At 34.8% G+C, this 13,697-nt stretch carries 13 protein-coding genes; 7 read left to right on the top strand and 6 right to left on the bottom strand.

Going from position 1 to position 13,697, the window contains the following annotated elements; translation table 11 throughout:
- Nucleotides 1-250 precede the first annotated feature (250 nt).
- From FYJ58_RS00555 to FYJ58_RS00535, 5 genes are all read left to right on the top strand, one after another.
- Nucleotides 251-1,207, top strand: a complete 957-nt coding sequence (locus FYJ58_RS00555; protein ID WP_154515657.1) for a PfkB family carbohydrate kinase — start codon at nt 251-253, stop codon at nt 1,205-1,207.
- A gap of 80 nt (nt 1,208-1,287) precedes the next feature.
- Complete coding sequence (locus FYJ58_RS00550) at nt 1,288-1,980, top strand: phosphoribosylanthranilate isomerase (RefSeq protein ID WP_154515654.1); 693 nt, start codon at nt 1,288-1,290, stop codon at nt 1,978-1,980.
- A gap of 76 nt (nt 1,981-2,056) precedes the next feature.
- A complete protein-coding gene (locus tag FYJ58_RS00545; RefSeq protein WP_154515651.1) occupies nt 2,057-3,208 on the top strand; it encodes an iron-containing alcohol dehydrogenase in 1,152 nt (383 codons plus the stop codon).
- Between the two features lie 87 nt (nt 3,209-3,295).
- Nucleotides 3,296-4,609, top strand: a complete 1,314-nt coding sequence (locus FYJ58_RS00540) for an FAD-dependent oxidoreductase (protein WP_154515648.1) — start codon at nt 3,296-3,298, stop codon at nt 4,607-4,609.
- 98 nt (nt 4,610-4,707) lie between these two features.
- Nucleotides 4,708-5,160, top strand: a complete 453-nt coding sequence (locus tag FYJ58_RS00535) for a hypothetical protein (RefSeq protein WP_154515645.1) — start codon at nt 4,708-4,710, stop codon at nt 5,158-5,160.
- A gap of 94 nt (nt 5,161-5,254) precedes the next feature.
- Here the strand turns inward: FYJ58_RS00535 and FYJ58_RS00530 are convergent, their stop codons facing one another.
- On the bottom strand, nt 5,255-6,313 hold the full coding sequence (locus FYJ58_RS00530; protein ID WP_154515642.1) for an ABC transporter substrate-binding protein: 1,059 nt from the start codon (nt 6,311-6,313) through the stop codon (nt 5,255-5,257).
- 184 nt (nt 6,314-6,497) lie between these two features.
- Here FYJ58_RS00530 and FYJ58_RS00525 point away from each other — a divergent pair, with 184 nt between their 5' ends.
- Nucleotides 6,498-7,982 (top strand): hypothetical protein, encoded by a 1,485-nt coding sequence (locus tag FYJ58_RS00525; protein ID WP_154515639.1) that lies wholly within the window; start codon nt 6,498-6,500, stop codon nt 7,980-7,982.
- 163 nt (nt 7,983-8,145) lie between these two features.
- On the opposite strand, the gene FYJ58_RS00520 is transcribed toward FYJ58_RS00525, so the two are convergent.
- From FYJ58_RS00520 to FYJ58_RS00500, 5 genes are all read right to left on the bottom strand, one after another.
- Complete coding sequence (locus FYJ58_RS00520; RefSeq protein ID WP_154515637.1) at nt 8,146-8,922, bottom strand: ABC transporter permease; 777 nt, start codon at nt 8,920-8,922, stop codon at nt 8,146-8,148.
- Nucleotides 8,922-9,734: an ABC transporter permease gene (locus FYJ58_RS00515; protein ID WP_154515634.1), complete on the bottom strand. Its 813-nt coding sequence runs from the start codon at nt 9,732-9,734 to the stop codon at nt 8,922-8,924. Before FYJ58_RS00515 ends, FYJ58_RS00520 begins: the two co-directional genes overlap by 1 nt.
- On the bottom strand, nt 9,727-10,800 hold the full coding sequence (locus tag FYJ58_RS00510) for an ABC transporter ATP-binding protein (RefSeq protein ID WP_154515631.1): 1,074 nt from the start codon (nt 10,798-10,800) through the stop codon (nt 9,727-9,729). Before FYJ58_RS00510 ends, FYJ58_RS00515 begins: the two co-directional genes overlap by 8 nt.
- 35 nt (nt 10,801-10,835) lie before the next feature.
- On the bottom strand, nt 10,836-11,372 hold the full coding sequence (locus FYJ58_RS00505) for a cupin domain-containing protein (protein ID WP_154515628.1): 537 nt from the start codon (nt 11,370-11,372) through the stop codon (nt 10,836-10,838).
- 195 nt (nt 11,373-11,567) lie between these two features.
- Nucleotides 11,568-12,053, bottom strand: coding sequence for a hypothetical protein (locus FYJ58_RS00500; RefSeq protein WP_154515625.1), 486 nt, complete (start codon nt 12,051-12,053; stop codon nt 11,568-11,570).
- 222 nt (nt 12,054-12,275) lie between these two features.
- Here FYJ58_RS00500 and FYJ58_RS00495 point away from each other — a divergent pair, with 222 nt between their 5' ends.
- Complete coding sequence (locus FYJ58_RS00495) at nt 12,276-13,685, top strand: beta/alpha barrel domain-containing protein (protein WP_154515622.1); 1,410 nt, start codon at nt 12,276-12,278, stop codon at nt 13,683-13,685.
- Nucleotides 13,686-13,697: the final 12 nt, after the last annotated feature.

Below are 13,697 nucleotides of genomic sequence, written 5' to 3'. Positions count from 1 at the left end.
GATACCTACGGATGACTACGCACTTTGTGCTTCCATCATCCTAAAGACATTCGAAATCCGCCCTGTTTAGTCTACTTTCTCATGTTTTTGCGGGTCTCAATTTTGACCTTAGTATCATAAAATCAGAGTCATTTGTTGTCAATGTTATAAGTAAAGATATAAACATAAGTTTAGTTTATAAATAAATGTTGAAAAAGATTTTGAAATGGTATATAATATAGACAGAAAACAAAATAAGGGAGGTGCCAAAATGCCAACGGATGGTTATGTAGTAGTAATTGGTGGTTTGAATCTCGATTTGGCAGGACTGTGCGGAAATATTTATAGGGAAAGAGATTCTAATATTGGAAAAATTCGAATGACAGTTGGCGGAGTTGGACAAAATATTGCTCAGAACTTAGTAAAACTAAATGTTCCAACCTACTTGATTACTGTATATGGCGATGATTATTTTGGAAAGATTCTTTCCGAAGAATGTAAGAATAATAACATTCATCTTGACTATTCCGAATGTATTCCGAATGAAAAAAGCTCATCGTATCTGTACGTGACAGATGAGAAAGGAGATATGGTTACTGCAGTAAACGATATGAAAATTTTGGAATATATGACACCGGAATTTTTAGGCACTAAAATTGATTTTATTAACAAGGCTTCTTTATGTGTAATTGATGGAAATGTTTCGAAAGAGTCTATAGAATGGCTTTCAGAGCATTGTACGGTACCAATTTTTGCTGATCCGGTATCAGTTGCAAAGATGACAAGATTTCAGAATGTATTAAAAAGAATTGATACATTTAAACCAAATGAATTAGAAGCGGGGCTTATGACGGGAATTGATATTGTTGATGAGAAAACTGCACAGGAGGCAGCGAGGGCTTTGAATGAAAAAGGTATTCGCAATGTGTTTATTTCCTTAGGAGAAAAAGGAATTTTGTGTTCTAGAGATGGTGAGATTAGCATAGTTCCAATATTGCCTTCTAATATTGTCAGTGTAAATGGTGCAGGAGATTGCAGTATGGCAACAATTGCATGGGCAAGGTTTTACTACCAGGACAAACTTTCACTAAAAGAAATTGGTCAATTGACACAGGCAGCAGCCAGCCTGACAGTAGAAGCAGAAGAATCTGTTTCACCAAAATTAAGTGTAGAAAATGTAATAGAGCGTGCAAAAAAATTTGGTGATTCAAAACTTGGAAACAATTAATTTTAATAGATTATAAGAAATAGTAAAGAAAAATAACAAAATTTTATTAATAGAACGAGACAAGAATAGGAGATTAAAAAATGAAAAAACAGATTTATTCTTTAGTTAATTACAATGAAAGTGTTGCTACAATGGATGCAGGAGCAGACCACATCGGACTTGTTCCTATGCAAAGTGGTGGAGTACCGGCACATAGAGTACCATTTGATGTAGTAGACCGTATTTTTGATGAAGCAAAACGCAGAGGCGTAAAATGTGTGGCAATTATGTTAAATAAAGATCCGGATGAGATGATTTTTATTACAAAACGTGTGAAACCGGATATTCTTCACATTGCCGGAATGGAATTTACTGCTGATGAAGCATTTGCAGAAAGACTTCATAGAGAATGCCCTGGTGTAGAATTAATGCAGGCAGTATTGGTAGATGGAAAAGAAGCAGTAGACCGTGCAAAAGAATATGCAAAATTCTGTGATTATATTTTGACTGATTCCGGTTTGGCAGCAGATACAGGAATTGGTGCCAGTGGTCAGACACACGACTGGAGCATTGATGCTGAAATTGTAAAATCGGTTAATATTCCTGTTATTATTGCCGGAGGACTAGGACCAGATAACGTAGAAGAATGTATCAAAACAGTAAAACCTTATGGAGTTGATTCTTTGACAAAAACAAGCTACAAATATAATGACGGAGTAATGGAAAAAGATATTCCAAAGGTAAAAGAATTTTGTGAAAGAGCAGATAAAGCAGCAAAGGAAATAGGACTATAATTTTGTTGTATCATGAGTATTAAGTTATCGGGAATCTTATGGTTGAATCAAAAAGAAAGAAGAAGAGAGGTCTATTATGGATTTTAAATTAGAGCAGAAAGTAAAAGTTTCAGTAACGCATGAACTTTCAACAACAATTTTAGAAATCTTGAAAGAAAAAGAATATAAAAAACCAATGATTGCAACCGGAACATTTCAACTGGAAATGCCAATGGTAAAAGCATTATTAAAAACATTAGAAGAAAATAAAATAGAGGTTTGTATTTATGATAAAGTTGTTTCCGATCCTTCAACAGACTTGGTAAATACCGGAGCAAGTCTGTTTGTAGAAAATGGTTGTGACAGTATTATCGGTATCGGTGGAGGAAGTGCAATTGATACGGCTCGCGGAATTAATATTGTTCGTACATTAGGCGGAAAGATTGAAGATTATGTAATAGAAAAAGAAGTCCCTATTTTTTGTGATGGATTAATTGCGGTACCAACAACATCCGGAACCGGAAGTGAATTATCTAATGCAGCGGTTGTTACGGATATCCATACCCATGAAAAATTAGCTGTTTTATCCGATAATGCAGTGAGTGAATATGCAGTTCTTTGCCCTGAATTAACGGTAACAATGCCAAAAGGGCTTACAATTTCAACCGGCTTAGATGCATTTGCTCATGCGATGGAAGGATATACTTCCAATTTGTCTTCTCCGATTACCGATGCAATTTGTGAAAAAGTTATGTATCTAATTGTAAAATACCTTCCAAATGCAGTTAAAAATGGAGAAGACTTAGAGGCAAGAGAACGAATGATGGTTGCAGCAGCATTAGCCGGCTGGATGCTTAATAATGCAGGAACTCATGTAGGACACTCCTTAGCTCATGTGATTGGACCAGAGTATAAAATCCCACATGGAGCAGCATGTGCCTATGCATTACCTGGAACAATGCTATATACGGCTTCTGTGAAAGCGAAAAAAATAAAAGAAATCGGTTATATTCTTGGAGCTAAATTTCCAGAAAATGCAACGGATTCTGAGATTGGAAAGATTACTTCCGAAAAATTCAAATGGTTTCGTGATGAAGTACTTGGTATGGAATCCTTTTCTAAATTAAATATTACAAAAGAAGAACTATTGTCCAATGCAAAAAAAGTTTCAGAAGAAAGATTTGCCGGCAATTCTCCAATGCCGATTACAGAAGAGCTTGCAGAAAAACTATTAAAAGAAATCGGATAATAAAATTTTGACAAAGTTAAAATAAGTATATCCCTCCATTTTTTGGAAAAGCTATAAAAAAGTATTTTTCAAAATGGAGGGATTTTTATGTCGCAGTCAGTTTGGACAGACCATATCAAATTACCGGATTTTCATAAATTGGAAGAAAAGAAAAAAACGCACGTTTTAATTATTGGTGGTGGTTTATCTGGTATTTTATGTGCATATTTCTTAGAACTTGCAGGTGTTGATTATATACTTGTAGAGGGAAAACGAATCGGAAGTGGTATTACTAAAAATACAACAGCAAAAATTACTTCCCAGCATGGATTAATTTATGACAAAATGATAAGGAACAAAGGAAAAGAACAGGCACTGGTATATCTTCGGGCAAATGAACAAGCACTTGAAATGTATCGTAAACTTGCAAAAACAATACCATGTAAATTTGAAGAAAAAAATTCCTTTGTTTATACACTGAAAAATCGTGAATGGATTGAAAAAGAGGTAAGTGCAGTTAATTCCCTTGGTTTTCCCGCAAAGTTTGTGGAAAAATTACCACTTCCTTTTGAAACAGAAGGGGCAATTCAATTTTCAAAGCAGGCACAATTTAATCCGTTTCAATTTATTGCCGGACTTGCGAAAAACTTAAACATATATGAACATACGTTTATAACGGAGATTGCACCAAATAAAGCTTGGAATGAAGAATGTGAGATTTATGCAAATAAAATTATCGTTGCAACCCATTTTCCATTTATCAATAAAAATGGAAGTTATTTTTTAAAATTGTATCAACATCGTTCTTATGTTATAGCATTGGAACATGCACAAAATGTAAACGGAATGTATGTCGATGAGGCAAAACAAGGCTTTTCTTTCCGAAACTATGATAATTTGCTTTTACTTGGTGGAGGAAGCCATAGAACAGGAAAACAGGGCGGAAATTATGATGAATTAAGAGCCTTTGCAAAGGAGTACTATCTGGAAGGAACGGAGCGTTATCATTGGGCGACGCAAGATTGCATGAGCCTGGATAGTGTGCCTTATATTGGACAATATTCAAAACATGCAAAAGACTTGTATGTAGCAACCGGTTTTAATAAATGGGGTATGACATCTGCGATGGTATCGGCAATGCTTTTGAGTGATTTAGTTCAGGAAAAAGAAAACGAATGGAGCAGAGTTTTCTCTCCAAGCCGAAGTATATGGCATCCTCAACTCTTTTTAAATGGGATAGAAGCTACGCTAAATTTATTAACACCTACATTCAAACGTTGTCCTCATTTGGGCTGCGCATTAAAATGGAATCCAATTGAGCGGACATGGGATTGTCCTTGTCATGGTTCAAGATTTGAAGAAGATGGTAGCCTTATTGATAATCCGGCAACGGGAAAATTATCATTCGTTCCAAAAAAATGACTGTTCAGACCAAAATGTAAAAAAACAGAAAATTTACGTTATAATATAAAAGAAACAGACAACAAAAGAGAATTTCAGAAAGAAAAGGAGGAAAAGTTATGAAAAATTTAACAAAAAAAATGATAGCTCTTGTAGTAGCATTTAGTATGGTATTGACATTAGTACCTAAGACGGTTGATGCTGCATCTTACACGAACAAAGTTACTAAAACAATTACAGTGTATGCCGGAGAAACTATGAAGCTTAACTTGTATTCAAAGGCTAAGGGAAAAATGAAAATAAATGTAAAAGTAGTAAATGATGTTCGGTATGCTGAGTTTTATATGGTACCACCAAATCAGGACTGGGTGCCATTTTCAGATACATTAAAAAATTCAACATTTAACAAAAAAACAAGTATTAAGAAAGGTAAGAATGAAATTTTAATTATATCTGGTTATGGAGATACACTTAAAGTAAAACTTACAATTACAACTTCAAAGAAAACAATTAAATTAGGTAAAGTTTATAGACAAAAAGAAGAATATAACCCTGTTGGAAGAAGAAGATAACAGAAAATAGAAAACTAAAATAAGGACTATGGTAGAAAGAAATTTACTTCTTTCTATCATAGTCCTTTTATGATTGTAGTTGATGAAAATAAAATTAATTTGCTTTAATTTCTTTCCAGAGTTCACTGTAGATACTATCTGCATCTTCTCCGATATACTTAAATACTTCACATCTGGAGAGTGTTTCTTTTGTTGGGAAAACAGCTTCCAGTTTCTTATAATCGTCGTCAATTTCATCATAAGCAGCTTTATTAGGAGTAGAATAGGTAATATATTCAAAATTCATTTTAGCGATATCAGGTCTGCATAAGAAATTAATCCAAGCTTCCGCATTTTCCTTATTTTCCGCATTTGCAGGAATAACCCAGGAATCAATAAAACAATTGCTTCCTTCTTTCGGAACAACAAACTCAATATCCGGATTGTCCTCTTGAATAGCCAGATATTCACCGGAATAAGCCATTGCAAGTGCAGCTTCACCATTAATCATCTTATCTTTAATCTGATCCATAACATAAGCCTGTACAAGAGGTTTTTGTTCAATTAACAATTGTTTTGCTTTTTGTAAAGTCTTTTCATCGGTAGTATTTAAAGATTCCCCATTTAAAATCAGAGCAGGTACAAATAAATCACGTACACTGTTGTACATCAGCACATTATCTTTATATTTTTTATCCCAGAGAATATTCCAGCTGTCAACTTTATCATTTACCAAAGTTTTATTATACAAAATGCCAAGTGTTCCGTAAGTATAAGGAACGGAGTAAGCGTTGTCAGGATCAAATGCCTTTGAATCCTTTAATTGTTGCTTATCAATATTTTTAATATTAGGTACATTGTCAAAATTAATTTTTTGTAATAAATTATTTTGAATCATTTTTTCAATCATATAGTCGGATGGGCAGACTGCATCGTATTTTGTGCCGCCAGCTTCAATAACAGGATACATTTCTTCGTTTGTTTCAAACATATCGTAGACAACTTTAATTCCGGTTTCCTGCTCAAACATATGAATTACTTCTTCGTCAATATAGTCTCCCCAGTTATAGACTTTAACCTCTCCATTTTCTCCTGCCTTTTTACCATTGCCACATCCAAATAAAAAACAGGCAGAAGTAACTGCAAGAAGTAGAAATAAAACTTTTCTTTTCATTAAAAATCCTCCTCAAATTAAAAATAATCTCTCGGAATCTTTAAGCCAGTAAATATAAGGCTTTCAGATTCCTTTTCTATTAAAATCCCCCACTTTTTTTGCCAAAACACTTGACAAATCCATCGAAAAATGCGGCGCTTCGCGCCCTTATTTATAAGCATATTTTTCGATTGGAGGCGATTTTTTGTTACCTGTTAACTGTGGCAGTCATGCTGACTACCAGAACTTTGTTGTTACTAATCTTCGTAAATTTTATCCTGAACCTGACTCCATTGCACGTTCCACATGGGATATCATCGACCGTTTCTGGAATCTCGATCTTTCTTATACCGATGAGAAACTCAGGTCTAAATATTCCATCTTTGGTCCGAAACCAAGAATTCCTTCCTGTATGCATCGTTCCTACCTGCTGTCACTTGCCTTTAAGGTTACTTCCCTCACGAAATGGGCTGCACAGCTTAAAATCAATCCTCTTTATGCCATTCTTAGTGGTTTTGATTTTGGTGACACCCCTGGTATCGGCACCTTTTATGACTTTATTGACCGTCTGTGGGATTCGGATGAAAACAATCTCTCTCCTCATTTACATCCACCCAAAATTTCTGTAAAAAAGCCTTCTCAAAAAGGCGCAAAAGCCAAGTCTGTTGAAAAAGTTTCTGTAGAACAGTTGCTGAATGAACTGGAAAATACCGTTTTTTCCATTGAAGAACAGCCTTATGGTTCCCTGTTTGACCTTTATAATCGGGAATTCCTACAGCAGTCTGTTTCTAAACAGCTTATTAATCCCGATACGCTGGCTCTTGCCGGTGACGGTACTCCTTTTGTTACTTCTGCCAGGGAACGGAAGCATCGTGTTTGTGATTGTGCCTCTAAAGGTATCAGTGACTGTTCCTGTGACCGCTACTTTTCCCAGCCTGATTGTGACATCGGATGGGATTCATCCCGTTCCTGTTTTTATCATGGATACGATTTATATATGCTGGTTGCTTCTGATTCAGAAAGTGACCTTCCTGTCTTTCCTTTACTGAATCCTGCTTCCAGGCATGACTCTCATGGTTTTATTCACACCTTTTTCAGAATGAAAAGTTTTCTTCCTGATTTTCATGTCAAAAAGCTGCTTCTTGATTCTGCACATGATGCCATGCCGGTTTATAAATACTGCAAACGCAAAGGGATTACACCTTTCATCGACCTGAATGAAAAACGTGGTATCAAAGTAAAATACAAGGATGACTTTACCATTGGCAAAGATGGGGTTCCTGTATGCAAAGAGGGTCGACGTATGAATCATGATGGCTCTGAGCCTTCAAAAAACAGAATTAAATATCGCTGTCCTCTTGCAAGCAGAAAATATGGATGCTCATGTGAACATCCCTGTTCCGATTCCAAATATGGCAGAACCGTACATCTTGCCATGAAGGATAACCCTCGATTCATTAACATACCACCTCGTGACAGTATTGAATGGAAAACTGAATTTCATGCAAGAACCTCTGCAGAACGCTCCAATAAACGTGAGAAATTAGACTTTCTATTAGAAAACGGCAGACACCGCTCTTCTAAGATGTGGTACTGCCGCCTCTATCACATCATGATGCTGCAACATCTTGATGCATGGGATTTGCCCTATGAATCAGCCCTGAAAAAGTTAATTCGTACAACGGCATAATCCAATTTCTATTATATATCTTTTTTCAAGACATGGCGACAGTTATGTCTGTTTCTCATGCTCATTTTTTTACTTTTGGCTCAAAAATGATAATATTTACTTTTCAAAGTTCGTTTTTCAAGTGTGTAATCATAATCACTCAAGATTCCGAGAGATTATAAAATTAATTTTTTTTCTTTTTCGGTTTTACTGGTCGATTTATAAAAAGCAGCAGAACAAGTACGGAAACGAACAGTAATGTAGATAATGCGTACATCGTTGGTTTGATTCCTCGTCTTACTTCACTATAAATTAATGTAGAAAGTGTATTAATACCAGCCCCTCTTGTAAAATGAGTGATAATAAAATCATCTAAGGACATAGTAAATGCCAATAAATAACCTGATAAAATTCCGGGAAGCAGTTCGGGAAAAATAACTTTAAAAAAGGCGTAAGTAGGAGTTGCTCCGAGATCCAAAGCTGCTTCATAGGTTCCGGGTGTAATTTGTTTTAGTTTCGGCATAACACTTAAAATAACATAAGGAATGTTAAACGTAATATGTGCAATTAAAACAGTTTTAAATCCCAAAGAAATGCCAAATGCAATAAAACAAAGCATAAGAGAGATACCGGTTACGATTTCTCCGTTTAGTAAAGGGATATTATTTACACCCATTACAATTGATTTTGGAACTTTTTTCATTTTGTTAATTCCAATCGCTGCCATTGTTCCAATAATAGTAGCAATTAATGCGGATAAAAAAGCAATTAACAGTGTGTTATAAAGTGCAGTCATTATAGTAGAACTGCCAAACAACTGGTCATACCACCGCAAAGAAAATCCTCCCCAGCGGACACGGGATTTTGAGCGGTTAAATGAAAGTACAACTAAAGTAGCAATTGGTGCATATAAAAATATAAATATAAGTACAAGATATAAATATTTAAAAAACTTTTTCATCAGAATACAGTTCCCTCCCCGTTCTTATCATATTTGGCGAGAAGTGCCATACTTACAAGGATAAATATCATTAATACAAGAGAAAGCCCTGAACCCAGATGCCAATTTCCAGAGAATGTAAATTCCTGCTCAATTACATTTCCTATTAAGAGGATTTTTCCTCCACCTAGCAGGTTAGAAATTACGAAGGTAGTAAGTGCTGGAATAAATACCATAGTAATACCACTAATAACACCGGGAAGTGTTAAAGGAAATATAATTTTTAAAAATACTTGGAACTGATTTGCTCCTAAATCTTTCGCTGCGTTAATAATATCATCACTAATTTTAATTAATACATTATAGATTGGAAGAATCATAAATGGGAGAAAGTTATAGACCATACCAAATATGATTGCATAACTTGTATTAATTAATTTCATTTGTGGCAATCCGAGAAATCGGAAAATTGCATTGATAACACCCTGATTTTCCAAAAGTGTCTGCCACGCCATTGTACGGAGCAGAAAATTCATCCACATTGGAAGAATAAATAAAAATACAATAAAGCGATTTTGGTTTACCTGCAGACTTTTTAAAATCATTGCTAATGGATAGGCAAGAATAAGGCATATTAATGTGCTTATTAATGCAAGACCAATAGACAAAAAAAGGGCTTTTGCATGTTCCGGTGTGGCAATTGATACAATATTATCAATTGTAAAAGCACCTGTTTTGTCTGTTAGGCCATAATATAGGATGAGCAGTAAAGGGATAATGGTAAATCCGGTCATCCAAATAATATATGGAGTTGCAAAAAATTTTTTATTCATCGACTTTTACTGCCTCCTCATCTTCAGATGTAGGTTTATTCATAATTTGAATATCAAATGGGTCCACCTTCATTCCAACTTCAGTTCCAACAGGCTGCATATCTGTGCTGTGGACAAGCCATTCAAATCCATTTGCCATAACTTCCATTTCATAATGGACACCTTTGAATATAAGGGAAGTAACACGACCCTTTAATTGCCCCTCATCTGGAGCAACAAAATCAATGTCTTCCGGGCGGATTACGACGTCAACCGGTTTATTTTGACCGAAACCTGTATCAACACAAGGAAAATTTACACCTAAAATATTAACTAATTTGTCTTCTACCATAGTTGCAGAAAGGATATTACTTTCACCAATAAAATCTGCTACAAAGGCGTTTTCAGGCTCATTATAAATATCTTCCGGTGATCCGATTTGTTGAATGTATCCTTGGTTCATTACAACGATTGTATCAGACATTGTAAGTGCTTCCTCTTGGTCATGTGTAACATATACAAATGTAATTCCTAATTCATTTTTCAAACGAATTAATTCATATTGCATATCTTGCCGTAGTTTTAAGTCTAATGCACCGAGTGGTTCATCTAATAAAAGCACTTTAGGTTCATTTACAATTGCCCGTGCAATTGCAATACGCTGTTGCTGTCCACCACTAAGAGAATCCGGCATACGATTTTCAAATCCGTCCAAATTTACTAATTTTAGGGCATATTTTATTTTATCCTGTATATAAGCCTTGCTTTTTTTCTTGATTTTTAATCCAAATGCAATGTTATCAGCAACTGTCATGTGAGTAAACAAAGCATATTTTTGAAAAACTGTATTTAATGGTCTGTGGTTTGGAGGAATACTTTTAATATCTTTTCCCTGAAATAAAACACTTCCGGTATCGGGCGTTTCAAATCCTCCCATGATACGAAGCGTTGTTGTTTTTCCGCATCCACTGGGACCTAATAATGTTAAAAATTTATTTTCATTAAAATAAAGGTTTAAATCATCTAAGACGACATTATCCCCATAAGTTTTAGAAATATTTACTAATTCAATTAATTTATTTGCCATAATTACCTCCATGTGCCATTAAAGGCTTTCTATTCTTAAAAACTTGGGGGAGTTGATACCCATAGAATCGTGGCTCCCTTACTTTTTGCGGTGATATAATGCTTTTGGTTTGGTGTAAAATAAAAAGATTCACCCGACTTTGCAGGATAATTTTTATTACCAATTGTAATAAGAATACTTCCCTTTATAACATAACCAAATTCTTCACCTTCATGTGGATTATCCGGATAAGTGGAGCCTTCAGGTTCTAGTGTAAGTAAAATTGGTTCCATCATATTCTTTTGTGCATTTGGGATAATCCATTCAATTTTATTTTTTAATTCGGTATCTAATTTCTCAAAGTAGTCGTTTTTCTTAAATACCACTTGTTCCGGAGTTGATTTTACAAAAAATTCTTCCAGATTTGTTCCAAGACATTGCAGGATATCGACTAGTGTGGCGATAGAGGGGGAAGTTAAATCCCGTTCTACCTGTGAAATAAAGCCCTTTGACAGTTCTGCACGATCTGCCAGTTCCTCTTGTGTGAGTCCCTTTTGAATCCGTAATGTTTTGATTTTATGACCGATATTCATCTGGTGCGACCACCTCTTTTTTATAAAAGTAATAATAAACTTGAAGTTTAGTAAAACTAAACGCAACACTGTCTATTATACTCGCTATTTGGCGACTGTCAATATAATAAATGGAAAATTTACAATAATAAAAAAGATGCCACAAATCTATCTGGAACAGATAGTTTGTGACATCTGTATTTCTCTTAAATGCTCTTAGTATTCTATTTTCATATCCTTTTCTTTTGCCAGTTTTTCTAATGCTTTATTATAGTCATCAAGTAAAGAAATAGCATCATCTACTTTTTTCTTTGCTTTTTCTATTGTAGCTTCATCATCTGTTTCACAGGCAGAAAGCAAAAGTTCAAATCCTTCTTTATATGTATCTAATACTTTCTGATATTTAGCTTTAATTGCTTTTACTTCATCTGTTTCTACTTCAATTTTAGAAAGCATAGAAAGTGATTCATTAATATTAGGTAAAATAGTATCGTTAAGACTTGCTTCAAGCTCTTTATTATCTTTGAGATTTTCCCATTTAGTCATTTCCGTTTTTAAATCTTCATAGTTTGCATTAATCTTTACCATATCTTCATTTAGAAATTTTTCAAATTCATCTGCCACCGGATCACCACAGCCCGTTAAAAATACAATTCCCAAAATCATTGTTGCTATAAGCATAATCATTTTTTTTGTTTTCATAAACATTCCTCCATTCAGATATTATGTAGTACTCTTGATTTTATTATTATAACATAAGAAACTTCATTTTTTTTCTTATTAGGACAAATGGTTGCTTTTTGGGAGTGAATGGTAACATTTAACGAAATTAATTCAAAAATACAAATACTTGCATGTTAGAATGAAAAAGCGTACAATAGTCTTTAAAAAATTATATGGTGAAAAAAGAAAGAAGGTAACACTATGGAAAATAGACAGGTACGAATGAATTCACATAATAATTTATTGGAACTGGAAGAGCATATTTATCCGCTTGTTGACGTAAAAACACCAAATGTATTTCGTAACCTATTCCCCTACGATGAAATACCTAAGATTGCATTTAATGATAGAATTGTCCCACATCATATGCCGGATAAGATTTGGATTACTGATACCACATTTCGGGATGGACAGCAATCAAGAACACCATATACAACGGAGCAGATTGTAACAATTTATGATTATCTCCATCGCTTGGGCGGGACAAATGGACTTATAAGGGCATCTGAATTTTTTTTATATAGTAAGAAAGACAGGGACGCTGTTTATAAATGCATGGAACGTGGTTATGAGTTTCCGGAAGTAACCAGTTGGATTCGTGCCAGTAAAAAAGATTTTCAATTAGTAAAAGATTTGGGAATGAAGGAAACAGGAATTCTTGTCAGCTGTTCTGATTATCATATTTTTTATAAAATGAAGATGACAAGAAAAGAGGCGATGGAACACTATCTTAGTGTTATTCGAGAATGCTTGGAGACCGGAATAAGCCCACGGTGTCATTTAGAAGATATTACAAGAGCAGATTTTTACGGTTATGTTGTTCCGTTTTGTCTGGAACTTACGAAACTTATGGAAGAATATAAGATACCGATTAAAGTCCGTGCATGTGATACAATGGGTTATGGAGTTAATTATCCGGGAGCAGTGCTTCCACGTTCTGTCCCAGGCATTATTTATGGACTGACAACTCATGCAGGTGTTCCGTCAGAGCTTTTGGAATGGCATGGGCATAATGATTTTTATAAGGCAGTCAGTAATTCGACAACAGCATGGCTCTACGGCTGCAGTGGCGTAAACTGTTCTTTATTTGGAATCGGAGAACGTACGGGCAATACTCCACTTGAGGCAATGGTATTTGAATACGCACAGTTAAGAGGAAGCCTGGACGAGATGGACACGACAGTAATTACAGAATTAGCAGAATATTATGAAAAAGAAATTGGCTATAAAATACCAGAGAGAACACCATTTGTTGGGAAGAATTTTAATGTAACAAGAGCAGGAATTCATGCAGATGGGTTATTGAAAAATGAAGAGATTTATAATATATTTGATACAGATAAGTTTTTAAATCGTCCAGTGTTAGTTGCGGTATCGAATACATCTGGTTTGGCAGGAATTGCCCATTGGATGAATACTTATTTCCGACTGCCAAAAGAAAAGCAAGTTGATAAAAATTGTGAATTGGTTGCTATGGTAAAAGCATGGGTAGATGAACAATATGATGAAGGTCGGGTAACTGTTTTAACAGATGTGGAGTTAGTCAGAGTTATTAATGAAGCATGCGAGAGATTAAATATTCCTAAGTATGAAATAAAAACGTTGGAATGATAAAATTTGTTA

This window comes from Velocimicrobium porci, assembly GCF_009696045.1.
In the GTDB taxonomy this organism is placed as follows: Bacteria; Bacillota; Clostridia; order Lachnospirales; family Lachnospiraceae; genus Velocimicrobium; species Velocimicrobium porci.
The sequence above is the reverse complement of the archived record's forward strand: the minus strand, read 5'-3'. Positions and strand labels throughout refer to the sequence as shown.